Origin of the sequence: Youngimonas ophiurae (nom. illeg.) (genome assembly GCF_049803795.1) — a bacterium.
Taxonomy (GTDB): Bacteria; Pseudomonadota; Alphaproteobacteria; order Rhodobacterales; family Rhodobacteraceae; genus Thalassobius.
Window position 1 is genome coordinate 275,992 of sequence record NZ_JBNAGJ010000004.1, and the last position, 22,564, is coordinate 298,555.

At 60.0% G+C, this 22,564-nt stretch carries 28 protein-coding genes; 16 read left to right on the top strand and 12 right to left on the bottom strand.

Going from position 1 to position 22,564, the window contains the following annotated elements; translation table 11 throughout:
* Positions 1–89 precede the first annotated feature (89 nt).
* Positions 90–1,688 carry a phosphoenolpyruvate carboxykinase gene (locus tag ACP15O_RS11280; RefSeq protein WP_425096195.1) on the bottom strand — a complete coding sequence of 533 codons (1,599 nt, stop codon included), beginning with the start codon at positions 1,686–1,688 and terminating at the stop codon, positions 90–92.
* Between the two features lie 363 nt (positions 1,689–2,051).
* On the opposite strand from ACP15O_RS11280, the gene ACP15O_RS11285 reads away from it, so the two are divergent.
* The 7 genes from ACP15O_RS11285 to ACP15O_RS11315 are packed head-to-tail and all read left to right on the top strand — an operon-like array spanning position 2,052 to position 7,435.
* Positions 2,052–2,753: a response regulator transcription factor gene (locus ACP15O_RS11285; RefSeq protein ID WP_425096197.1), complete on the top strand. Its 702-nt coding sequence runs from the start codon at positions 2,052–2,054 to the stop codon at positions 2,751–2,753.
* Positions 2,753–4,471: a sensor N-terminal transmembrane domain-containing protein gene (locus tag ACP15O_RS11290; protein ID WP_425096198.1), complete on the top strand. Its 1,719-nt coding sequence runs from the start codon at positions 2,753–2,755 to the stop codon at positions 4,469–4,471. Before ACP15O_RS11285 ends, ACP15O_RS11290 begins: the two co-directional genes overlap by 1 nt.
* A gap of 1 nt (position 4,472) precedes the next feature.
* Entirely contained in the window at positions 4,473–4,898 is a 426-nt protein-coding gene (locus tag ACP15O_RS11295) for an HPr kinase/phosphorylase (RefSeq protein WP_425096199.1), read from the top strand.
* Positions 4,899–4,908: 10 nt separating this feature from the next.
* Complete coding sequence (gene rapZ, locus ACP15O_RS11300; RefSeq protein ID WP_425096200.1) at positions 4,909–5,853, top strand: RNase adapter RapZ; 945 nt, start codon at positions 4,909–4,911, stop codon at positions 5,851–5,853.
* The gene (locus tag ACP15O_RS11305) at positions 5,850–6,242 is read left to right on the top strand and encodes a PTS sugar transporter subunit IIA (protein WP_425096201.1); all 393 of its coding nucleotides are present in this window, start codon (positions 5,850–5,852) and stop codon (positions 6,240–6,242) included. The genes rapZ and ACP15O_RS11305 overlap by 4 nt, the downstream gene beginning before the upstream one ends.
* 5 nt (positions 6,243–6,247) lie before the next feature.
* Positions 6,248–6,526 carry an HPr family phosphocarrier protein gene (locus ACP15O_RS11310; RefSeq protein WP_425096202.1) on the top strand — a complete coding sequence of 93 codons (279 nt, stop codon included), beginning with the start codon at positions 6,248–6,250 and terminating at the stop codon, positions 6,524–6,526.
* Between the two features lie 30 nt (positions 6,527–6,556).
* On the top strand, positions 6,557–7,435 hold the full coding sequence (locus tag ACP15O_RS11315; RefSeq protein WP_425096203.1) for a lysophospholipid acyltransferase family protein: 879 nt from the start codon (positions 6,557–6,559) through the stop codon (positions 7,433–7,435).
* Positions 7,436–7,465: 30 nt separating this feature from the next.
* Here ACP15O_RS11315 and ACP15O_RS11320 read toward each other — a convergent pair whose 3' ends face one another.
* On the bottom strand, positions 7,466–8,341 hold the full coding sequence (locus ACP15O_RS11320) for a 3-hydroxybutyryl-CoA dehydrogenase (RefSeq protein WP_425096204.1): 876 nt from the start codon (positions 8,339–8,341) through the stop codon (positions 7,466–7,468).
* 153 nt (positions 8,342–8,494) lie between these two features.
* Here ACP15O_RS11320 and ACP15O_RS11325 point away from each other — a divergent pair, with 153 nt between their 5' ends.
* The 4 genes from ACP15O_RS11325 to ACP15O_RS11340 all read left to right on the top strand — a co-directional run bounded on the left by ACP15O_RS11325 (position 8,495) and on the right by ACP15O_RS11340 (position 11,317).
* Positions 8,495–9,304: a DUF6473 family protein gene (locus tag ACP15O_RS11325; RefSeq protein WP_425096205.1), complete on the top strand. Its 810-nt coding sequence runs from the start codon at positions 8,495–8,497 to the stop codon at positions 9,302–9,304.
* 145 nt (positions 9,305–9,449) lie between these two features.
* Positions 9,450–9,929: a GNAT family N-acetyltransferase gene (locus ACP15O_RS11330; RefSeq protein WP_425096206.1), complete on the top strand. Its 480-nt coding sequence runs from the start codon at positions 9,450–9,452 to the stop codon at positions 9,927–9,929.
* Positions 9,930–9,949: 20 nt separating this feature from the next.
* Complete coding sequence (locus tag ACP15O_RS11335; protein ID WP_425096207.1) at positions 9,950–10,204, top strand: hypothetical protein; 255 nt, start codon at positions 9,950–9,952, stop codon at positions 10,202–10,204.
* Positions 10,205–11,317, top strand: a complete 1,113-nt coding sequence (locus ACP15O_RS11340) for an alpha-D-ribose 1-methylphosphonate 5-triphosphate diphosphatase (protein ID WP_425096208.1) — start codon at positions 10,205–10,207, stop codon at positions 11,315–11,317.
* A gap of 3 nt (positions 11,318–11,320) precedes the next feature.
* Here ACP15O_RS11340 and ACP15O_RS11345 read toward each other — a convergent pair whose 3' ends face one another.
* Genes ACP15O_RS11345 through ACP15O_RS11355 form a run of 3 tightly spaced genes read right to left on the bottom strand, consistent with a single transcriptional unit; the run spans position 11,321 to position 13,140 of the window.
* The gene (locus tag ACP15O_RS11345) at positions 11,321–12,388 is read right to left on the bottom strand and encodes a 5-(carboxyamino)imidazole ribonucleotide synthase (RefSeq protein WP_425096209.1); all 1,068 of its coding nucleotides are present in this window, start codon (positions 12,386–12,388) and stop codon (positions 11,321–11,323) included.
* Positions 12,381–12,869 (bottom strand): 5-(carboxyamino)imidazole ribonucleotide mutase, encoded by a 489-nt coding sequence (gene purE, locus ACP15O_RS11350; RefSeq protein WP_425096210.1) that lies wholly within the window; start codon positions 12,867–12,869, stop codon positions 12,381–12,383. The genes ACP15O_RS11345 and purE overlap by 8 nt, the downstream gene beginning before the upstream one ends.
* 46 nt (positions 12,870–12,915) lie before the next feature.
* The gene (locus ACP15O_RS11355) at positions 12,916–13,140 is read right to left on the bottom strand and encodes a YdcH family protein (protein ID WP_425096211.1); all 225 of its coding nucleotides are present in this window, start codon (positions 13,138–13,140) and stop codon (positions 12,916–12,918) included.
* A gap of 158 nt (positions 13,141–13,298) precedes the next feature.
* On the opposite strand from ACP15O_RS11355, the gene ACP15O_RS11360 reads away from it, so the two are divergent.
* The 3 genes from ACP15O_RS11360 to ACP15O_RS11370 all read left to right on the top strand — a co-directional run bounded on the left by ACP15O_RS11360 (position 13,299) and on the right by ACP15O_RS11370 (position 14,246).
* Entirely contained in the window at positions 13,299–13,712 is a 414-nt protein-coding gene (locus ACP15O_RS11360; RefSeq protein ID WP_425096212.1) for an Hsp20 family protein, read from the top strand.
* Positions 13,713–13,715: 3 nt separating this feature from the next.
* The gene (locus ACP15O_RS11365; protein WP_425096213.1) at positions 13,716–13,943 is read left to right on the top strand and encodes a DUF1150 family protein; all 228 of its coding nucleotides are present in this window, start codon (positions 13,716–13,718) and stop codon (positions 13,941–13,943) included.
* Between the two features lie 66 nt (positions 13,944–14,009).
* Positions 14,010–14,246 carry a hypothetical protein gene (locus ACP15O_RS11370; RefSeq protein ID WP_425096214.1) on the top strand — a complete coding sequence of 79 codons (237 nt, stop codon included), beginning with the start codon at positions 14,010–14,012 and terminating at the stop codon, positions 14,244–14,246.
* 56 nt (positions 14,247–14,302) lie between these two features.
* On the opposite strand, the gene ACP15O_RS11375 is transcribed toward ACP15O_RS11370, so the two are convergent.
* Both ACP15O_RS11375 and trxB read right to left on the bottom strand, forming a co-directional pair.
* Complete coding sequence (locus ACP15O_RS11375; protein WP_425096215.1) at positions 14,303–16,381, bottom strand: bifunctional sulfate adenylyltransferase/adenylylsulfate kinase; 2,079 nt, start codon at positions 16,379–16,381, stop codon at positions 14,303–14,305.
* 167 nt (positions 16,382–16,548) lie between these two features.
* A complete protein-coding gene (gene trxB / locus ACP15O_RS11380; protein ID WP_425096216.1) occupies positions 16,549–17,490 on the bottom strand; it encodes a thioredoxin-disulfide reductase in 942 nt (313 codons plus the stop codon).
* A 213-nt stretch (positions 17,491–17,703) separates the two neighbouring features.
* On the opposite strand from trxB, the gene ACP15O_RS11385 reads away from it, so the two are divergent.
* Positions 17,704–18,204 carry an Lrp/AsnC family transcriptional regulator gene (locus ACP15O_RS11385; RefSeq protein WP_425096217.1) on the top strand — a complete coding sequence of 167 codons (501 nt, stop codon included), beginning with the start codon at positions 17,704–17,706 and terminating at the stop codon, positions 18,202–18,204.
* Here ACP15O_RS11385 and ACP15O_RS11390 read toward each other — a convergent pair whose 3' ends face one another.
* The 5 genes from ACP15O_RS11390 to lgt all read right to left on the bottom strand — a co-directional run bounded on the left by ACP15O_RS11390 (position 18,205) and on the right by lgt (position 22,197).
* Entirely contained in the window at positions 18,205–18,957 is a 753-nt protein-coding gene (locus tag ACP15O_RS11390) for a Hint domain-containing protein (RefSeq protein ID WP_425096218.1), read from the bottom strand.
* A gap of 291 nt (positions 18,958–19,248) precedes the next feature.
* Positions 19,249–19,383, bottom strand: coding sequence for a hypothetical protein (locus ACP15O_RS11395; RefSeq protein ID WP_425096219.1), 135 nt, complete (start codon positions 19,381–19,383; stop codon positions 19,249–19,251).
* Between the two features lie 112 nt (positions 19,384–19,495).
* Entirely contained in the window at positions 19,496–20,251 is a 756-nt protein-coding gene (gene pgeF / locus ACP15O_RS11400; protein WP_425096220.1) for a peptidoglycan editing factor PgeF, read from the bottom strand.
* Between the two features lie 6 nt (positions 20,252–20,257).
* On the bottom strand, positions 20,258–21,319 hold the full coding sequence (locus tag ACP15O_RS11405) for a class I SAM-dependent methyltransferase (protein WP_425096221.1): 1,062 nt from the start codon (positions 21,317–21,319) through the stop codon (positions 20,258–20,260).
* A complete protein-coding gene (gene lgt, locus ACP15O_RS11410; protein ID WP_425096222.1) occupies positions 21,316–22,197 on the bottom strand; it encodes a prolipoprotein diacylglyceryl transferase in 882 nt (293 codons plus the stop codon). Before lgt ends, ACP15O_RS11405 begins: the two co-directional genes overlap by 4 nt.
* Positions 22,198–22,295: 98 nt before the next feature.
* Between lgt and ACP15O_RS11415 the strand changes: the two genes are divergently transcribed.
* A complete protein-coding gene (locus tag ACP15O_RS11415; protein ID WP_425096223.1) occupies positions 22,296–22,541 on the top strand; it encodes an accessory factor UbiK family protein in 246 nt (81 codons plus the stop codon).
* The last annotated feature ends 23 nt before the right edge of the window (positions 22,542–22,564 follow it).

A 22,564-nucleotide genomic window follows, 5' to 3' on the forward strand; every position in this document is an offset into this window, starting at 1 on the left:
GTTGGGGGGATGAGTATCTGTAAAGCACGCACAAAGCAAAACGCCCCGGATGGGGTCCGGGGCGTTTGTTTCTTTCAGGATCCGAAGCCTTAGCCGATTGCGGCGGCTTTCACGTCCTCGTCGATATAGGGCAGGTATTGCTCGAAGTTGTCCGAGAACATCTGCACCAGCTTGGCCGCCTGGGCGTCATAGGCTGCGCCGTCGGCCCAGGTCTGACGCGGATCCAGCAGGGTGTCATCGACACCGGCCACGGAAACGGGCACTTCGAAGCCGAAGTTTTCGTCTTTGCGGAACTGAGCGTCGTTCAGCGAACCGTCAAGCGCGGCGGTCAGCAGCGCACGGGTAGCCTTGATCGGCATCCGCGAGCCAGTGCCGAAGGCGCCGCCGGTCCAGCCGGTGTTCACCAGCCAGCAGGTCGCACCGTAGGAGGCGATCTTCTCACGCAGCAGGTTGCCGTAGGCCTCGGGGCGGCGCGGCATGAAGGGCGCGCCAAAGCAGGTCGAGAAAGTCGGGGTGGGTTCAACCACGCCGCGCTCGGTGCCGGGGGTCTTCGAGGTGAAGCCCGACAGGAAGTGGTACATCGCCTGCGCCGGGGTCAGACGCGAGATCGGCGGCAGAACGCCATAGGCGTCACAGGTCAGCAGGATGATGTTTTTCGGATGTCCGCCCTGAGCCTCGGCCGAGGCGTTGGAGATGTATTCCAGCGGGTAGGCGCAGCGCATGTTCTCGGTCAGCGAGCTGTCCTCGAAATCCAGTTCGAAGGTTTCCTCGTCGTAGACCATGTTTTCGATCACGGTGCCGAATTTCGAGGTGGTCGCGTAGATTTCCGGCTCGGCCTCGGGCGACAGGTTGATCGTCTTCGCATAGCAGCCGCCTTCGAAGTTGAAGGTGCCGCGATCCGACCAGCCGTGTTCGTCATCACCGATCAGAGTGCGCGAGGGATCGGCCGACAGGGTGGTTTTGCCGGTGCCCGACAGGCCAAAGAAGATGGCGGTATCGACCGGGTTGCCAATCGCGTGGTTGGCCGAGCAGTGCATCGGCATCACGCCTTTTTCGGGCAGCAGATAGTTCAGCAGGGTAAAGACCGATTTCTTGTTTTCACCTGCGTATTCAGTGCCACCGATCAGGATCAGCTTCTTGTCGAAGTTCATCGCGATCACGGTTTCCGAGCGGCAGTTGTGGCGCTCGGGGTTTGCTTGGAAGCTGGGGCAGTTGATGACGGTGAAATCCGCCAGGAAACCGTCCAGGGCCGAACGATCAGGGCGGCGCAGCATGTGGCGGATGAACAGGTTGTGCCAGGCCAGCTCGGTCACCATACGCACGTTGATCGAGTAGGCCGGATCCGAGCCGCCCACCAGGTCCTGAACGTAATAGTCCTTGCCCTTCATGTGCTCCAGCATGTCGGCATAGAGGTTATCAAAGCCCTCGGGCGACATGGCGGCGTTGTTTTCCCACCAGATGGTATCCACAACGCTGTCGGTTTTCACGACGTGTTTGTCTTTGGGCGACCGGCCAGTAAATTTGCCGGTAGAGACCAGGAAGGCACCGCCGTTGCCCAGTTTCCCCTCGCCTTTCTTGAGCGCGGCTTCGATCAGCGCGGGCTCCATAAGATTGTAAAAGACATTGCCCAGCCCTTCGATCCCTTGATCTTCCAGGCGGAATTCCGGGTTTACCCGTCCAAATGTCATAATGCCAAGCTCCTGTAGCCGCGAAATCTGCGGCGTTTTCCTTTTATCGGTACGGGCACCTCCCGTAGCGGATCGGGAAGTCCCGATAGCGGGCCTCTTAACATGTCGTTTCCATGAAGGAACAGGACGGTTTAACGCAGTTAGCGCAACCAGTCGCAGGTTAGCGCAATCACGGCAGATTTTGACCGATTGCCACGCCCAGAAGCAGGGAAGACATGCAAAAATTATGAATCTGTTCAGAAAACACCCCCAGAATTGAGGCGAAATCATGGCTGATTCGCAGTTTTGGATTGATTGATCGCGGCAAAGGACGGCATAATGCAAAGAAAAATCACATAATAGAGCAGTACAAGGAATTCACAGATGTCTAAGATCGCCCTTGTGGACGATGACAGGAATATCCTGACATCGGTGGCCATGACCCTGGAGGCAGAGGGGTTTGAGGTCGAAACATATAATGATGGCCAGTCGGCCCTCGACGCATTCAACAAAAAACTGCCGGACATGGCCGTGCTGGACATTAAAATGCCCCGTATGGACGGCATGGACCTGTTGCAGCGCCTGCGTCAGAAAACCTCGATGCCGGTTATTTTCCTGACCTCGAAGGATGATGAGATCGACGAGGTTCTGGGCCTGCGTATGGGCGCGGACGACTATGTTAAGAAACCGTTTTCCCAGCGTCTTCTGGTTGAACGTATCCGCGCGCTGCTGCGCCGTCAGGATGCCGTTGCCGGTGATGTCGTCGGCGACACCGAAGAAACTAAGGTGATGGAGCGCGGAGATCTGCGCATGGATCCGCTGCGTCACGCGGTGGCCTGGAAGGGGCAGGATGTATCCCTGACCGTGACCGAATTCCTGCTGTTGCAGGCCCTGGCGCAGCGCCCCGGTTTCGTGAAGTCGCGGGATCAGCTGATGGATGTTGCCTATGATGATCAGGTGTACGTCGATGACCGCACAATTGATAGCCATATCAAACGGTTGCGCAAGAAAATGCGTAGCGTTGATTCCGATTTCTCGGCGATCGAAACGCTCTATGGTATCGGCTACAGGTATAACGAAGAATAATGGCTCTCGCTGAGGGGATACATTTGCGGGATAGTGGCGCAAAGCGCGACGGCGATGTTGTGCTGGGCGATGAATTTGTCGCCCCGGAAAGCACCGTTGAAAAGGAAATCCGCGCCCGGCGTGACCGGCGTGGTTTCCTCACGCTCAATCGTTCGCCGCTGACCCGAAAGATCATCACCTTTAACCTGATCGCGCTCAATGTTCTGGTGGCGGGTGTGCTGCTGTTGAATTCGTCTCGGGATTCTCTGGTTGTGGACCGTGCGAATGCGTTGATCGCACAGGCCGAGCTGGTGTCCGACGTGGTTGAGGCACAACTGCCCAAAGGCGCGCCGGTCAGTTTGGCCTCGGGTGACGGAATTGACGTGCCCGACACGCTGGAGGGCCTGGACCTGCGCAAAGGCGTTGAGGTCTATGTGTTCGACGGAACCGGGGCGCTGATTGCCTCGGATCAGGGGAAGGGTGTCGCGCGGGCGCAGGATTCCGGGGACGGGGGCTCGACCCTGATTTCGGACGCTTTGGCGCGGGTCTGGGACAAGTTCGACGCGTTGATCAACGGCCCGCGGGATCGTAGCGCGATGCCAACGATCGAGCAGCTGGTCACGGGAATGGTGGGCGCAACAGTGGATGGCGGCGCTCAGATCGAAACCGGCCTGCAAACGGCCGAGGGCAGCTATTTCGCGGCCGCGACGCCGATTATACAGGCGGGGCAGATTGTCGGGGTGATTGCGCTGACCAGCGCCACTGGCGAGATTGATCAACTGGTCCGAGGGGAGCGCGAGCGCATTCTTCAGATGTTCCTGATTGCCACGCTGGTCTCTATTGGTCTGAGCATCGTTCTGGCCTCGACCATTGCCAACCCGCTTGCCGATTTGGCCACTGCGGCAGAACTGGGCGGGGCCAAGGATCGCCGTAACAGCGCTGCGGGGCGCATTCGCATCCCCGACCTGTCTGCGCGCCCGGATGAGATCGGGCGGCTTTCTTCTGCGCTGCGTGGGATGGTTTCGGCCCTGTATGACCGCATCGACAGCAATGAACAGTTCGCGGCCGATGTCGCGCATGAGATTAAGAATCCGCTGGCCAGTTTGCGCTCGGCCGTGGGGACCTTGCGGGTCGCGCAGCGCGACGATCAGCGCGAAAAACTGCTGGATGTGATTGATCACGACGTACGGCGCCTGGACCGTCTTGTCAGTGATATATCGAACGCGTCGCGCCTGGATAGTGAGCTGGTCAAAGAAGAGCAGGAAAGCTTTAACCTGTTGAAAATGATCGGAAACCTTGGTGAATACCTGGGGCAGCAAGCTGAGGAAAAAGGGGTCGAGTTCATCATGGACATCCCCGAAGAGCCGATCCGTATTCACGGGCTCGAAGCGCGGCTGGCGCAGGTGTTCGTCAATCTGATCACCAATGCGATCAGCTTCTGCGAAGACGGAGATGCGATCCGGGTATGGGCGCGCCAGCGTGACAATCGCGTGCTGGTCGTGGTCGAGGATACGGGGCCGGGCATTCCGGAGCAGGCGCTTACCAAAGTGTTCAAACGCTTCTATTCGGAGCGCCCTGAAAACCAGTTCGGGAATAATTCGGGGCTGGGTCTGGCGATTTCCAAACAGATCATCGAGGCGCATGGCGGTGTGATCTGGGCCGAGAATATTCGCCCAACGGATGCCGATCCGACTTCCGAGCCGCTGGGGGCGCGTTTCGTTGTCGGCTTGCCGGTCTGACGTGCCGGAAACGGGCCGTATTTTACATGCAAGCGCGGTGGCCTTCGATGGGGCCGCCGTTTGCATTTTGGGCAAAAGCGGCACGGGAAAATCCGGCCTGGCGCTGCAATTGATGGCTTATGGTGCAAGGTTGGTTGCCGATGACGGTTGCAGGGTTTGGCGTCAGGAGGCCTTGCTTTGGGTCGATGCGGTGGGCACGATCAGCGGCCTGATCGAAGCGCGGGGCGTCGGGCTCTTGAATGCAAAACCGGCCGGGGCTACGCGGCTGGCGTTATGGGTCGATCTGGATCAGCGTGAAACTCACAGATTGCCACCTCAGCGTGAAAAGGTTTGTCTGGGCGTTTCTTTGCCAATCGTTCACAATGCTGCACATCCGCATTTTGCTGCGGCGATTCTTCAGTATTTGAGGGCCGGACGGCAGGCGTGATTTCCAACCCATGACCGAGCAGAGCAAAAATCAGACCCGCAAACGGATCGTTCTGATCACTGGGCCCTCTGGTGCGGGGCGGACGACGGCGATCCGGACGCTTGAGGATCTGGGGTTCGAAGCGATCGATAACTTGCCGTTAACGCTTCTGCCGCGTCTGCTGGAAGGGCCGCCGCTGGGCAGTGATGTTGCGCTGGGGCTGGACGTCCGGAACCGGGATTTCTCGGTGAATGCGCTGATCGAAACGATTGATCACCTGTCCGCTATTCCCAACATCCGACCCGAGGTGCTCTATCTGGATTGCCGGCAGGATGTGTTGTTACGGCGGTTTTCCGAAACGCGCAGACGGCACCCTTTGGCCCCGGCCGAGAGCCCCGATCAGGGCATTCAGCGCGAATGCGATCTGCTGGTGCCGATCATGGCGCGCGCGGATATTCTGATCGACAGTTCTGAAATGACGCCACATGACCTGAAAGCCGAGGTCGAGCGCCTGTTCGCCGGGGCCAAAGGGCGCAGTCTGGCGGTGTCGGTGAATTCGTTTTCCTATAAACGCGGATTGCCACGCGGGATGGACATGGTCTTCGACTGCCGGTTCCTGCGCAACCCGTATTGGGATGCCGCGTTGCGGGGGCTTGACGGGCGGGCGCCGCCGGTGGCCGCCTATGTCGGTGCTGACAATCGTTTTGATGGGTTTTTCCAGCGAGTTCTTGACCTTACGGAAATGTTGCTGCCCGCCTACCGGGATGAGGGTAAAGCGCATTTCGCGATTGGTTTTGGCTGTACCGGGGGGCAGCATCGCTCGGTGACAATGGCAGAAAAGCTGTCAAAGGCCCTTGCGGATCGGGGGTGGCAGGTGTCAACTAGGCATCGGGAAATCGAGCGGAAGGCAAACGCTATGCCGCCAGCACCCGGATCCGGAGTAATGAGCGCGAATATGAAGGAAGACAAAGCGTGATCGGCATCGTCATCGTCGCGCATGGGGGGCTGGCCAAGGAATACCTGGCCGCCGTGGAGCATGTCGTCGGAGCGCAGAGCGGGATTCAGGCGATCTCGATCGAGAATGAGCACGACCGCACCCAGAAACAGCGTGAAATCTGCGAGGCCGCAGATGCCGTGGATGGCGGCGAAGGCGTGGTTGTCGTGACCGATATGTTTGGTGGCTCGCCCTCGAACCTGTCTTTGATGGCGTGCCAGCCCCATGGGCGCCGGATTCTGTATGGGGCAAATCTGCCGATGCTGATCAAGCTGGCCAAAAGCCGCCATATGGACGTCGCCACCGCCGTTCGTGCTGCAACCGAGGCCGGCCGTAAGTATATAGACAGTCAGAATATCTCTAAAGATTAGTGAACATGACCGACAATAATTCGCGTACCCTGCAAATCATCAACGAAAAGGGGCTTCACGCCCGCGCATCGGCCAAGCTGGTCGAGGTGGTCGAGGGGTTCGATGCCAATGCTGAAATCACTCGGGATGGGATGTCCGCCTCGGGGGACAGTATTATGGGGCTTTTGATGTTGGCAGCCTCCAAGGGAACCTCTATTGAGGTGCGGACGTCGGGGCCAGATGCCGGCGCGCTTGCGCAGGCGCTGGAAACATTGGTGGCCGACCGTTTCGGAGAAGACATGTAAGCGCCCACGCGGCGCAGCGGGAACAGTGCGGTGAACGTGGAAAACACTTCGGCCAAGATTCAGGACAGCCCTCAGGTCGTGCATAACACGTATGACCGCCGGAGCCTGACCTATGCCAGCACGTTTGACAGCTCTTTGACCGCGACCATCATCAAAACGATCGAGTGGCTGACCGGCAAGCTGACGATCCTGCGGATGATCCGGAAATTCGAAAAACAGGGCGCGCCGCAGGGGCAACCGTTCTGGCGGGCAGCGCTGGATGTGATGGGTATTTCGCTGCAAACGCCGCAGACGCAGATTGATCGCATCCCCGCCGAAGGCCCCGTTGTGGTTGTGGCCAATCACCCGCATGGCATGGTGGACGGGATGATTCTGGCGGATCTGATCGGACGCCGCCGGAAGGATTATAAGATTCTGACCCGTGCGCTGCTGACGGGCATCGACGCAGAGGCCTCGTCCTTTCTGATCCCGGTGCCCTTCCCACATGAGGACGATGCGCAGCGCAAATTTGTTGAAATGCGGGCCCAGGCCATGGCCAACCTGAAACAGGGCGGTGTTATTTCGGTGTTTCCCTCTGGCGTCGTCAGCGCGTCCAAGACCTGGTTCGGCCCGGCAATCGAGGCCGAGTGGAACGTGTTCACCGCGCAGATGATCCGCCGCTCGGGTGCGCGGGTGGTGCCGATCTTTTTCCCCGGATCGAATTCGCGCTGGTATCAGATCGCGAACAGGATTTCTCCGGTTTTGCGCCAGAGCCTGCTGCTGCACGAAATCGTTCACAGTTGTAATAAGCCGCAAAAACCGATTGTTGGCGCGCCGCTGACGGATGATCAGATGGCGCTGCTTAGCACGGATCCACGCGGGTTCATGGCCTGGCTGCGCGAGCATACCCTGTCTTTGACGGATGACTAAGCGCCCGACGGGGCCGAGCGCCTTGATTGTTTAACGCGTGGGAACGGGCGTTTCTCCGGTGTAGTCATAGAACCCGCGTTTGGTTTTGCGGCCCAGCCATCCGGCCTCGACGTATTTCACCAGCAGGGGGCAGGGGCGGTATTTGGTATCCGCCAGCCCATCATACAGCACCTGCATGATCGACAGACAGGTGTCCAGACCGATGAAATCCGCCAGTTCCAGAGGGCCCATCGGGTGGTTCGCCCCCAGTTTCATCGCGCTGTCGATCGAGGCCACGTCGCCCACGCCCTCGTACAGGGTATAGCAGGCCTCGTTGATCATCGGCACCAGGATGCGGTTCACGATGAAGGCGGGAAAATCCTCGGCTGAGGCGGCGGTTTTGTTCAGCCTGGACACGATTTCCAGACAGGTTTGATAGGTGTCATCGTCGGTGGCGATTCCGCGGATCAGCTCGACCAGTTTCATCACCGGAACCGGATTCATGAAGTGCAGCCCCATGAATTTTTCGGGCCGGTCTGTGCGGCTGGCCAGACGCGTGATCGAGATCGACGAGGTGTTCGACGTCAGGATCGTGTGCGGCTCCAGATGAGGGATCAGCTGTTCGAAAATCGCGCTTTTGACCGCTTCTTTTTCGGTGGCCGATTCGATGACCAGATCGGTTTTGCCAAGATCGGACAGCGTTGCCGTGGCCGAAATGCGTGCCAGGGCGCCCTCTTTGGCTGCGGCGGTGATCTGGTCTTTGCTGACCTGGCGGTCCATGTTTTTTTCGATGGTTTTCAGGGCCTTATCCAACGAATCCTGGCTGATGTCATTCAGCAGAACGTCGTAGCCCGCCATTGCCATCACATGTGCAATTCCGTTGCCCATCTGGCCTGCGCCAATCACGCCGACAGTCTTGATTTCCATAAGAGTTCCTTCCTCGGTTCGGGCGTCATGTTCACGCCCAACACTACGCTGCATACGCAGCATATGTGCGAAATGTTACTCAAATTCGCCCATTAGCGAATTGTCAAGTTCTGTGCGCGACTCTCTGACTTGGGTGAAAATATGGTGGGTGAGATGACCTATGAACATACCGGGGCGGGGGCCCTGGATTATCTGACATGTGGCTACGGCCAGGACCGGCTTCATTTTCGGGGGCCAGAACGATCACTGGATGCGCCATACGGCGTTTTCATCGGCGGAACAGAGACTTACGGGAAATTCATTGCGCGGCCCTATCCGTCTTTGGTGGAGGATTGGACCGGCCTGACCAGCGTGAATCTGGGGGTAGTCAATGCCGGGATCGAGACGTTTCGCACGGATCCGACGGTGCTGAATATCGCTCGGGGGGCTGAGTTTGCGGTTTTGCAGGTGATGGGGCCACAATATGTAACGAATAATTTTTACGCAGTTCATCCGCGCAGAAATGACAGGTTCATCAAAGTGCGCCCTGCGTTGACGACGATGTACCCGCAACTGGACTTTACCGAGTTTCACTTTGTCGGTCACTTGTTGCGGAAATTGCGGCGCACGTCTCCGCGGGCGTTTGAGAAGATCGTACGGGATTGCCGCAAGATCTGGCTGACCTCGTTGATTGGAATGGTACGGCGGATCGACCGGCCAACATTCGTGGTGTGGATGCAAAAACCGAAGGAAGAACAAAGGCTTGATCCGTTTTTGGATGAACGCCTGCTTGAGCCGGTGCGGAAAAGATGCGCCGATGTGATTGCCATTACACCGGACGATGAGGCACAGGAAGCGGGCACAAAAGGCATGGTTTTCGGACAGATGGAGGCATTTGCCGCTGCGGATTTGCCAAACCCCAAGCTGCACAATCAGGCCGCTTTGAAAATCCGCAATAGTCTCAAGTCTCACGGGTTGGTTTAGCACGGCTGTGATTGACGTGAATTTCGTTACGTTAATATTCTCGTAAAAAGTGTGGAAAACTTGATGGCGAGCCTTGCCATCGGCGGCTGGCACGATACTCTATAGAACGGTTGCTCTAGTAGCTTGTTTTGGAAGAGTTTTTCGAATGATCCGGGCCCTGTTGCCGTCAGATTATTTCCAGGTGGCGGCCTTGATGGGCCGCTCCTACAAACGCAGCTACGAGGCCTGGCTGGTGCAAGCCCTGCGAGAAGCGGGCGATATCGCTGCGGAGCTGGTCTGGGAGGACGGGGGCAAAGTGCACGGCCATGTCAGCCTGACGCGCCACCGTCATCCGCCAGCCTGGTTCATTCTGTCCTCGATTGCGGTGTCCCCCGAGCGGCGCGGGCAGGGGATTGGCAGCGATCTGGTCCGGGCGATTCTGGACGAAGCGCGCAAGGTGGACGCCGGCGCGGTGACGGTGCTGGGCAACGCCCGGTATTATCAGCGCTTCGGCTTTACCCGCAGCAGTGCCGAGGCGCTGGAGACTCCTTTTTCGCGGGAAAACACGTTGCTCTATCCGATCCGGTCTGAAAACGCCGGCATCATGGCGGAACTGGTCTATCCCGCAGCCTATTCGCGATTGTGACGTGATGTTGTCGCCTCTGAATGCCGGGGCCGAGCTGGTGGACATTGGGCCAGTTGGAGCCGTTTGACTGGATCAACGGCCCGGCCGATGGGAAGGTTTCAGCCGGCTGGACCCGCGTTGCCGGAATGGCGGATCATATCGTGTTGCCCGTCATCCATACTTTCATCATGAACAATCCTCTGATGATTGCGCAGGTTCCGGAATTCATCGAGAAAGGGGCATTCGATCCCGATATGACATGGGGGTGGGCGTTTCTGACGCTGCCTGAGAAATAGATGAGCCTTTCTCTGACCTTTGAAAATGCGCAGGTTTTGCGCCCTGGCGGTGTGGATTACGCGCCGCTGTCGATTGCGGGCGGGGTGATTGCGCAGGCGCCCGTGGGGCGGCGCATTGATCTGTCCGGATTTCGCATCCTGCCGGGGATTATTGACGCGCATGGGGACGGGTTCGAACGCCATCTGGCACCGCGCCGTGGGGCGATGACGGATCTGGCGGTGGGTCTGGCCTCGGCCGAGGCCGATCTGGCGGCGAACGGGATCACCACCGCCATGCTGGCGCAATTCTGGAGCTGGGAAGGCGGAATGCGCGGCCCTGATTTCGCCCGCCGTATGATCGAAGCCCTGGCGCGCTATCGGACATTAGGCACGGATATGCGCGTGCAATTGCGGTTTGAAACCCATCTTCTGGATGATTACGACGCGATTGCCGATCTGGTGCAGCGTCACGGTATTGGCTTTGTGGTGTTCAATGATCACCTGCCGCATGACGCCCTGGCCAAGGGCAAGCGGCCTCCGCGTTTGACGGGGCAGGCGCTGAAAAGCGGGCGCTCGCCCGAGGCGCATCATGCGCTGCTGAAGCGGCTGCATGAGGCCGGTCCTCAGGTGCCGGCAGCGATGGCCGGGCTGGCTGCGCGACTGGGGGAAATGGGGGTGATCATGGGCAGCCACGATGACTGCACGGCGCAGGGCCGGGCGACGGCCCGCAGGCTGGGGCTGCGCGTTGCTGAATTCCCCGAAACCCAAGAGGCGGCCGAGGCTGCGGCGGCTGCCGGTGATCCTGTCATTCTGGGGGCACCGAATGTGGTGCGCGGGGGCTCGCATTCTGGAAATGTCAGCGCGGCCCAGTTGATTGGCGACGGGATCGGGAATGCGCTGGCCTCGGATTATCACTATCCTGCGCCGTTGCAGGCGGCGCTGATGCTGGGGGATTGGGGGCTGGTCTCCAGCGGTCCGGCGCGGCTGTTGGGGCTGTCGGATCGCGGTAGCCTAGAGCCAGGAAAACGCGCCGATCTGGTGGTTTTGGATCAGCATGGCCGCGTTGGCGCAACGATTGCAGGCGGGCGGGTGACACATCTGGCCGGAGAGGCCGCCACCCGTTTTATCGCCTGAAAATCAGCCTGTTATGCGGTTCACGTGGCCCATTTTACGGCCAGGTTTCGTCTCGGCCTTACCGTATAGATGCAGCGCGGCGTTCGGCTCGGCGGAAATTTCGGGAACGCGGTCCATGTCGTCTCCGATCAGGTTCTCCATCACCACGTCCGAATGACGCGAGCCATCGCCCAGAGGCCAGCCCGCAACGGCGCGGATGTGTTGCTCGAACTGGTCGATGGCGCAGCCGTTTTGCGTCCAATGGCCGGAATTATGCACGCGCGGGGCGATTTCATTCACGATCAGGCCCCGCGGCGTGACAAACAGTTCCACCCCCATGGTGCCGACATATTTCAGCGCGTTCAGGATCTTGCCGGTCAGCAGCACGGCATCCATTTTCTGGCTGCCGGTCAGGTTGGCGGGCACGGTGGTGGTGTGCAAAATCCCATCGCGGTGGACGTTTTCGCCGGGGTCAAAGCAGGAGACCTGCCCGTCCGCAGCGCGGGTGCCGATCACCGAGACCTCGTGGGTGAAGTTGACAAAACCTTCGAGGATCGCGGGCGCACCGGCCATATCCGCCAGCGCCTTTTCGGCATCATCGGCGGATTTCAGGCGCGATTGGCCCTTACCGTCATAGCCAAAGCGGCGGGTTTTCAGAATGGCAGGGGTGCCGATTTCCGCGATGGCCTCGGCCAGGTCAATGTCATCATCGACGGCGGCAAAGGGGGCGGTTTGCAGGCCCAGCTCGGTCAGGAAGGCCTTCTCGGTCAGGCGGTCCTGGCTGACGGCCAGCGCGCGGCGGTTCGGGCGGATCGGTTTGAGCGATTCCAGAATGTCCAGCGCCGAGGTGGGGATGTTTTCAAACTCATACGTGATCACGTCCACGGTGGCGGCAAAGGCGCGCAGGGCGGCCTCGTCCTCGTAGGCGGCGGTGGTCACGGTATGGGCCACGTCAGCGGCGGGCGGGTTGGCGCCCGGTTCAAAGATGTGGGTCTTGAGCCCCAGCCGCGCGGCCGCGACAGACAGCATACGGCCCAGCTGGCCGCCGCCCAGAATGCCAATGGTTGCGCCGGTTTGCAGTGCGTCAGTCATCCGAAGGCTCCTGCGGGATCGAGGCAGACAGGGCATCGCGCCAGGCATCCAGCCGCTGGGCGATTTCAGGGTCATTAGTGGCCAGAATGCCGGCGGCCATCAGGCCCGCGTTTTTCGCGCCTGCACCGCCAATGGCCATGGTGGCCACGGGAAAGCCGCGCGGCATTTGCAGGATGGAATAGAGGCTATCGACGCCGGACAGGGCCTTGGTTTGCACCGGGACGCCGATCACCGGCACCCGCGTCTTCGAGGCCATCATGCCCGGCAGATGCGCCGCCCCGCCCGCGCCGGCGATGATCACATGCAGGCCACGATCAACGGCGGTTTTGCCATAGGTCCACAGACGATCAGGCGTGCGGTGCGCCGAGACGATCTTTGCCTCATAGGCGATGCCCAGCTCGTCCAGCACATCGGCTGCTTCTTTCATGGTGGGCCAGTCCGATTGGCTGCCCATGATAATGCCCACTTTTACGTCAGTCATTCTGCGCCCCTTATCTGCGAGCGCGCACTATAGCCAAGGCAGGCGTTTACGCAATGATATCCGGCGTCAAACGGTCCTCGATCAGGGCGATCATGTCCTTCAGGCGCAGCTTTTTCTTCTTTAGGCGCTGGATCGTCAGCTGATCGGCGGTGCCGCGGTCCACCATGGCGGTGATCGCCTCGTCCAGATCGCGGTGTTCCTGGCGAAAAACCTCAAGCTCCACCCGCAAGACGTCATCGGTTTTCATCGAAATGTCTGAAGGGGCGTTCATGGCTCTGATTCTTATTGTTGGCTGTGGTTTTAAGATACTGAAAACGAAGCTTTTCGCAAAGGTCTTGCGCCCTGGCCCCGCCATGCCCATATTTCTGAGGACGGGTTGCCGAAACGGGATCCGGAAAATGGACTGTCGCTTAGACTAAGGACGTGCCGATGACGAAGCTTACCCTGGGGTCGCACCCGTATCTGTTGGGATTTGACCAGCTGGAACGCCTGCTGGAACGCAATGCCAAATCCGGCAACGAAGGCTATCCCCCTTTCAATATCGAACAAACCTCGGAGAATTCCTTTCGGATCACGCTGGCCGTCGCCGGTTTCGCCGAAGAGGATCTGGCGATCACGCTAGAGGACCGTCAACTGGTCATTCGCGGACGCCAAAAAGAAGATCAGGACGGCCGGGTCTTTTTGCATCGCGGGATCGCGGCGCGGCAGTTTCAGCGCTCGTTCGTTCTGGCCGATGGGGTCGAGGTGGGCGAGGCCGTGATGGAAAACGGTCTGCTGCATGTGGATCTGAACCGGGTCCAGCCCGACACCGTTGTGCAAAGCATTCAGATCAGAAAGGGGTAAGTCATGGATACTAAATATGATTTCGGCTCGGAAACAGAGGGGCGGATCGTCTATGTCCGGTCCGTCGAGGTGGCCGACCTGCCCGAGGAACTGCGTGCACAGGCGCAGGGGCAGACCACGCTCTATGCGGTGCACAGCGCCGAGGGCGAGCGTCTGGCGCTGGTCAATGACCGCCAACTGGCCTTTAGCCTGGCGCGTCAGCACGATTTCGCGCCGGTAACGGTACACTAGGCGAGGATGCTTGTCGCTGCCTTTGTGGCGGCCGTTTTGACCCTGTTGTCGATCCGGGCGCACCAGATGTTACCCCATGCAGACCGGCTGCCGATGCAGTTTTCGCTGACGGGGCACGCAGGTTGGAGCGCGCCGCGCATGGTGGCGCTGGCGTTCTTACCGGCTCTGGCCTTCGTGACGATGCTGGGCGTTGGCTTTATTCCCGCCCAGCAGGGTCTGCGAGAGGCGCAGGGCATCTCGGCGGTTTCGTTCATCCTGGGGCATTTGTTTTATCTGTGGCTGCTGCGGCGCCATCTGCGCTGACAACGCAAAACGCCCCACCAGATTGGCGGGGCGCTTGTTTGTTTCCGGATGCAGGCTTAGGTGCCCGAGATCAGACCCATCGATTCCAGTTTCAGCAGAACCTGGTGGGCGCAGTTATCGACATCCACGTTTTCCGTTTCGACGACCAGCTCGGCCTTCGTGGGGCTTTCATAGGGATCGGAAATCCCGGTGAACTCCTTGATTTTGCCTTCGCGGGCCAGTTTGTACAGGCCCTTGCGGTCGCGGCGTTCGCACTCTTCCAGGCTGGTCGCGACATGGACCTCGACGAAGGCGCCATACTGTTCGATGTCCTCGCGTACGGCGCGGCGGGTTGCGGTGTAGGGCGCGATGGGCGCACAGATGGCGATCCCGCCGTTTTTCGTGATCTCAGAGGCCACATAGCCGATGCGGCGGATGTTCAGATCGCGGTGCTCTTTGCTGAAGCCCAGCTCGGACGACAGGTTTTTACGCACGATGTCACCGTCCAGCAGGGTCACGGGGCGGCCGCCCATTTCCATCAGCTTGACCATCAGCGCGTTGGCGATGGTGGATTTGCCGGATCCGGACAGGCCGGTGAAGAACACGGTGAAACCCTGTTTGCTACGCGGCGGAGAGGTGCGGCGCAGTTCCTTGACCACCTCAGGGAACGAGAACCATTCAGGGATTTCCAGTCCTTCGCGCAGACGGCGGCGCAGTTCGGTCCCCGAGATATTCAGGATGGTGACGTCATCCTTGTCTTTGATTTCGTCCATGGCTTCGTATTGCGCGCGCTCTGACACCCAGACCATGTGTTTGAAATCAACCATTTCGATGCCGATTTCATCCTGGTGTTTGCGGAACAGATCCTGCGCGTCATAGGGGCCGTAGAAATCTTCGCCCTGGCTGTTTTTGCCGGGGCCGGCGTGGTCGCGGCCAACGATGAAATGCGTGCAGCCGTGGTTGGCGCGGATCAGGCCGTGCCAGACGGCCTCGCGCGGGCCGGCCATCCGCATGGCCAGGTTCAGCAGCGACATGGTGGTGGTGGACTGGGGATATTTGTCCAGCACGGCCTCGTAGCAGCGCACGCGGGTGAAGTGGTCCACGTCACCTGGTTTGGTCATGCCGACAACGGGGTGGATCAGCAGGTTGGCCTGAGCTTCGCGCGCGGCGCGGAAGGTCAGTTCCTGATGCGCACGGTGCAGCGGGTTCCGGGTCTGGAAGGCCACGATTTTGCGCCAGCCCAGTTTGCGGAAATAGGCGCGCAGCTCGTTCGGAGTGTCGCGGCGGGCGCGGAAATCGTAATGCACGGGCTGCTGGATGCCGACGACGGGGCCGCCCAGATAGATGCGACCGGCAGTGTTGTGCAGATAGTTCACGGCAGGGTGCGCCACGTCATCCGCGCCAAAAACCTTCTCGGCCTCGTTGGATTTGTTCGGCTCCCAGCGGTCGGTGACGGTCATGGTGGCCAGAATGACGCCTTCCTGATCGCGCAGGGCGATGTCCTGGCCGATTTCCAGCTGATCGGCAAACTCGACGCTGACATCCAGAGTGATCGGCATCGGCCACAGGCTGCCGTCTTCCAGGCGCATGTTTTCGACGACGCTGTTATAGTCGTGCTCGCCCATGAAGCCTTTCAGCGGGTTGAAGCCACCGTTCATCAGCAGTTCCAGATCGCAGATCTGGCGCGGGGTCAGATCCCAGCTGGTCAGGCCGGCTGCTTCGATTTTCAGCTTTTGGGCCGAGTCATGAGAGACATATAGCTCGGGGATGGGGGCAAGGTTGTTTTGCACGAATTTATTCCTGTTTTTCAATGGCGCAAAGCCGCTGGAGGTGCCGGTCAACTCGGCATGGAGGGCATCGTATTCGGCCAGTTTCCGGGCCAAAAACTGATCGGTCAGCCGGGATTTTTCAGCGGCCCCACGCGCGGTGATCGCATAGGCATAGCGCTGCCGTTTGTCCTGGCTTGAATGTTCGGTGATCTTGATGAAACCTGCGTCCGTGGCGGCGCGCAGCTGCGTGTTCAGCCGCCCCAAAGACACCCCAAGCGTCTGGGCCGTCGCGCGCTGCGAGGCTTCCGGCGCCTGATCCAGCTGGCGCAGAAGGCGGAAAAGCAGGTCTTCTTCCGCGACGTTGGGTTTCGTTTTGGATGCGGTCATCGCAGGGGCTCAAGGTTTGTTCATGGATGAACATATAGGTGATGAGGTTCGTTCAGAAAAGAACAAACTTTTATCCCCGCTGGGAATAAGGAGATTTGGCCACATTCCGCCGATGCGATGGGAAAAGCCCGGCGCAAAGGCCGGGCTTTGGGAACAATCGGGCGGGATTATTCTTGTTCCGCCAAGAAGCGTTCCGCATCCAGCGCGGCCATGCAGCCCATCCCCGCCGAGGTGATCGCCTGACGGTATTTGTGGTCTGTCAGATCTCCGGCGGCGAAAATACCGGGGATCGAGGTTTCGGTGGTGCCGGGCTTCACGCTGACATAGCCGCCGTTGTGCAACTCCAGCACGTCCTTGACCAGTTCGTTGGCGGGGGCGTGGCCGATGGCAACAAAGACGCCCTTGCAGGGGATTTCCGAAACCACATCGGTTTTCACATTCTTCACCCGCACGCCGGTGACGCCTTTGGGGGTATCCTCGCCGAGGACGTCTTCCAGTACGTGATCCCACAGGGGCTCGATCTTTTCGTTTTTCATCAGGCGGTCGATCAGGATCTTCTCGGCGCGCAGTTCGTCGCGGCGGTGGATCAGGGTCACCTTAGAGGCAAAGTTCGTCAGGAACAGCGCCTCTTCGACCGCAGTGTTGCCGCCGCCGATGACCACGATTTCCTGCCCGCGATAAAAGAACCCGTCGCAGGTGGCGCAGGCCGAGACGCCAAAGCCTTTGTAGGCTTCTTCGCTGTCCAGCCCCAGCCATTTCGCGCGTGCGCCGGTGCACAGGATCACCGCGTCGGCCGTGTAAACGGTGCCGCTGTCGCCCGTTGCCTTGAACGGACGGGCCGAGGTGTCCAGATCGGTGATGATGTCGCCGATGATCTCGCAGCCCATCGCCGATGCGTGTTCCTGCATTTTGATCATCAGATCGGGGCCCTGAATTTCGGTGAAGCCGGGATAGTTTTCAACCTCGGTGGTGGTTGTCAGTTGCCCGCCGGGTTCGATCCCCTGCACCAGGATCGGGTTCAGCATGGCACGAGAGGCATAAACGCCAGCAGTATAGCCTGCGGGCCCCGAGCCGATGATCAGAACCTTGGTGTGTCGCGTTTCGGCCATGTTTTTCCCTTTTCCGCATGAGTTGGCTGCCTACGCATATAATCTGCACAACGGGCTGCGAAAACCCCCCGTTCAGTCACATCCCCGGTTTGAGGACGCGATCAGGAAATGTGCATATGATTTGAGGAAAACGTAACTATCTTGCCTTTGGGCGAAAGAATATTGCGCGCCAGTGAAGGGTGATATAAGAAACCGTTGCATAGGAGGATAGTTATGCCGACCTCGCGTCTTGATCCCATTGATCGCAAAATTCTGGCCGAGCTTCAGGCGAACGGTCGTATGACCAACGTCGAATTGGCCAAACGCGTCGGGATTTCTGCGCCGCCCTGCCTGCGCCGTGTGCGCTCGCTGGAGGAGGAGGGCTTTATCCAGGGCTATCACGCCAGGGTTGATTCGCGTGAGCTGGGCTTTGAGGTGCAGGTGTTCGCCATGGTGGGGCTGCAAAGCCAGGCGGAGGTGGACCTGAGCGCCTTTGAACAGCGCTGCCAGGATTGGCCGCTGGTTCGTGAATGTCACATGCTTAATGGTGAGGTCGATTTCATTCTGAAATGCGTGGCCCCGGACCTGAGCACCTTTCAATCCTTCCTGACCGAGCAACTGACCGCAGCCGATAATGTGGCCAGCGTGAAGACATCTTTGGTGATTCGGAACGCTAAGGACGATCCGGGCGTGCCTTTCGATGTGCTCGAAGAGCGGCTGAACCGCTCGGCCTGATCAGTAAAGTTCGGCCTGCAACTGGTGCGTGCTGTCTGTGCGCGGATGCGCCATGCTGCCAAAGCCAGACAGATTCGTCACATGCGGGAACAGGCTGAGATAAAGCCGCAGCATTTCCGGGCCCAGCATCTCGGCCCGGTGGGGGCCGGGGTGATAGGATTCCAGCTGCAAGCCGCCCGCCAGGATCGTCGCCTGCTGCGGCAGGGCGATATGATACACCCGCGTCGGGGCGGGCGGTGTCAGTTGGAACACCCCGTCGCCATCCACCATATCCTGCGCGGGGACATAGATCGCGTCTGGGCCTTCTCCTTGTAACAGTCGCGCACCCGGCCCCAGGATCATATCCACAACGGGCCGGCCGATGCCAAACCGATCCGCCATGATTCGGACCAGTCGGGACAGCTCGGGCCGATCGGCCGGCACGTTGGGGATGATCTGCATGGATCCGATCCATTGCACGGGAAGAGGACCGTGTTCGACCGTTTCAACCAGCATTCCGGGTTGCAGATCTTCGATGGCGCAGGGGCCTTGGGATGTGCTCAGCAGCAATCCGCGACCAAAAGCCGAGAAGGCTGCCTCGAACGAGGGCAGAGAGGGTGCAACAGTTTGCCGGAATTCGGGCGTCATGTCATCGTTCAGAAATGAGATGTCATAGCGCCGGGTGACACCGGGCCGCCGCGCCATCGCCGGAGTGTTCCGCGACGTGAGAGAGGGACGGGTGACCGCGTCAAAGACGGGGGCAAACTTATTCATGTACGCACCTATTCCAGGTTCGTCACATCCGCGTCGGCCCCCACCGACAACGACAGAAGGACAGGTTTCCATCTGCTAGTCAGGAAATAATGCAGGCTTTGTCCCCGCATTGTCAAAGCTTTCAGCCTATTGTGTCGCGGATTCAGGGGAAATCAGGGATTCGCCCCATGATTGTTTCCCTGGCGTGGACGGCTGCGCCACATTTCGATTCGGCCAGACGTCAGGACCAAAAAAGAGACCGCCCGAAGGCGGTCTTGTTTTCAGTGGGGCGCATTGATTCTGTGCGCAGGATCAGCTGGCGCGGCGTTTTGCCGGTTTCGATGTCGCCTTCGAATTCTGGGCCTTGCGCGCCCAGGGCATGGCGGGCATGTCGGATTTCGAGGTTTCGATCACGGATTTCATCCAGCGTTTTTGCTTGCGGGCCATTTTGGTGCTCCTGCGGCTTTGAGTGTCTTGCTTCAGAAACAATCTGCCTTGCCAATGCGGCATTGTTTGGGCGCGATGGACGTCACATTGGGGAAATACTAAGGCGGCAGGCCTAGACGCGAATGGCAGAGATCAGGCGGCCATAATCGGCCTCACCCGCATGGGTGGTGCGGCGATAGGAATAGAACCGATCCGGATCGGAATAGGTGCAATGCCTGATCCACTCGGCCTGACCGACGCCGCAGGCACGCAGCCTGGACAGCCCAAAGGCGGGCAGGTCAAACATCATCCGATCCCCCTGACCAGAGGCAAAGAACCGTGCGTTATCGGGGGTCTCGGCCAGGAAATCGTCAAAAAATTCGGGCCCGACTTCGTAGGCTTTCTGGCTGATCGAAGGGCCGATCACCGCGTGAATATGTGCCCGGTCGGCGCCCAGGCTTTCCATCGCCGAGACCGTCGCCTCCAGCACCCCGTCCAGCGCGCCGCGCCAGCCTGCATGGGCCGCGCCAACAACGCCCGCCTGCGTGTCCGCAAACAGAACCGGCTGGCAATCGGCCGTCAGAATGCCCAGGGCCAGCCCCGGCACATTCGTGACCATCGCATCGGCGGGGCCGGTTTCCTGATCCGCAGCCGTAATCACCTCGACGTTCGGTGAATGGGTCTGGTGGATCGTCACCAGATGGCTGTGCGGGACATCCATCGCCTGAGCCACACGGGCGCGATTGATCGTGACGATCTCGCGTTGATCCGAGGATCCGAAGCCACAGTTCAGCCCGTCGAAGATCCCCGAAGAGGCCCCGCCCCGACGGGTGAAGAACCCATGGCGCGTGCCGTGCAGCAGATCGGAGGTCAGGATTTCAAGGGTCATTTTCTTTTAGGTTTCCAGTCCGGGTGGGGGCGTCTGTCCGTCCGGATAGAGCCCGATCACTTTGAAGAGCGTCCCCATTTCCGCCGGGTGCGTCAAGCGCCGATGTGCCGCGATCAGCGCGTTCAGCGGCTCGCCCTCCAGACGGCTGGCCAGGGATTGTGCGCGCTGGGTGATCCCCAGGCGTTCCAGAAAAACGCCTTGGGGGGTCAGGCGCGTGTGCGGGCAGGGCAGGCCCTGGACCAGGGCCTCGAAATCGACATGGGCGGTCAGATCGCAATTGCCCGGATCGGTCAGCGGGTCAACGTGCTGATGCGCGTGTAGCGCTTGCAGCGTGTCCCCCAAAGAGCGCCAGTCGCCGTAATCAATGAACAGCGCCGCGCCGCCATTTTGGGCGATATGCTGAGCGATCTGGGCACTTATGGCCGTGGCGGCGGGGCATAGTTCCACCAGATCGCCATCCTTGGTGTCATCCAGACGGTGATCCAGCGATGGCTGGGGCGTGGGCTCGGTCAGGGCAAAGGACAGGGCCCCCTCGGTTTGCGCGATCCGCCGCTCGCGCCATCCCGCGCCGTCGCGGATGAATTGCCGGATGGGCAGCGCGTCGAAAAATTCGTTGGCCACAAAGAACACAGGTAAATCCGAGGGCAGTTCGGACAGGCTGTCGTGCCATTCAGGCGCGTGGCCGGCCAGCCGATCGGCCTGCGCGGCGCGCAAGGTCGGCGAGGCCTCGATCAGGTGTAGGTGCAGGCCCGCATGGAACCCCGGCACCGCCCGCGTGGCACGCAGAATATCCGCCATCAAAGTGCCGCGCCCCGGCCCGGCCTCGGCCAGAACGAAAGCGGCGGGCGCGCCCTGATCCATCCAGCTTTGGGCCAGCGATAGCCCGATCAATTCGCCAAACATCTGGCTGATTTCCGGCGCCGTGGTGAAATCCCCCGCCGCGCCCAAAGGATCGCGGGTGGTATAATAGCCAAGCGTCGGGTGCAGCAGGCATTCGGCCATATAATCCGCCACCGACAGCGGGCCGGTGCGGCGGATGCGGGCGATCAGGTGGTCGGTCAGGCTCATTTTGAGCGCCGCACATAAAACAGAACCCCCAGACCAACCGCCACCATGGGCAAGGACAGCAGCTGCCCCATCGTCAGCCCCCATTCGCCCAGTCGCAGGATATGGCCCATCGGGTTCTCCAGCGTGATGAACTGATCGTCGGCCTGACGGAAATGTTCCACGATCACGCGGGCCAGCCCATAGCCAGTCAGGAAAACGCCCAGCAGCAGCCCCGGCTTTTTCAGCGCCCCAGAGCGGAAAGCCAGCCACAACAGAACCGAGGCCAGGACGACCCCCTCCAGAAAGGCCTCATAGAGCTGCGAGGGATGGCGCGCGCAGAGACCCACCACGCCTTCGCAGGCCTGAGCCGAGGCACCGGGGAACACAACGCCCCAGGGCAGATCGGTGGGACGGCCCCATAGCTCGGCGTTGATGAAATTGGCGATCCGGCCCAGCATCAGCCCGATTGGAACGGCCAGCGCCAGTAAATCCGCAGTGGGCAGGCGCGGGATGTTGTGGCGTTTGGTAAAGATCAGCGCGGCAATCACCACGCCCAGAAATCCCCCGTGAAAGGACATGCCGCCGCTCCAGATCTGCAAAATCTCGGCCGGGTGGTCCAGATAATAGCCGGGGCGGTAAAACAGCACGAATCCCAGACGCCCGCCCAGGATGATGCCCAAAATCATCCAGGTCAGCAGATCCTCGACCTGTGCAGCCGTCATCGGGGGGCCATCGCGCCACAGCGCCGGGCGGCGAATGGCGCTGAGTACCAGCCGCCAGCCGATCAGAATGCCGGCAATATAGGCCAGCGCGTACCAACGCAGGGCAAAGTCAATTCCGAACAGCGAGATCGAGAAAATCTCGGGCGAAATTTGCGGAAATGGGATCGCGAATGTCATATGCGTCTCTGTGCCTCTGCTATGGCGGGGAAGTCAACCTTGTGGCCCGGCCCTTTGCGGCCCATATAGGTGTCAAACTGTAACGGTGGAGACGCAGGATGCAGACCCGGAACAAATTTCTGGACGATATGTCCCAATTGATGACCAACGCAATGGGCGTGGCCCAGGGCGCCAAGGACGAGGCCGAGACGGCGATGAAAAGCCTGATGGATCGCTGGCTGGCGGATCGCGATTTCGTCACCCGCGAAGAGTTCGAGGCCGTGCGCCTGATGGCGCAGAAGGCCCGCGAGGAAAACGAAGCGCTGAAGGCCCGTTTGGACGCGCTGGAAAAAAGCACCAAATGAGCCGTTGAGCAGGCCTTGCCCAA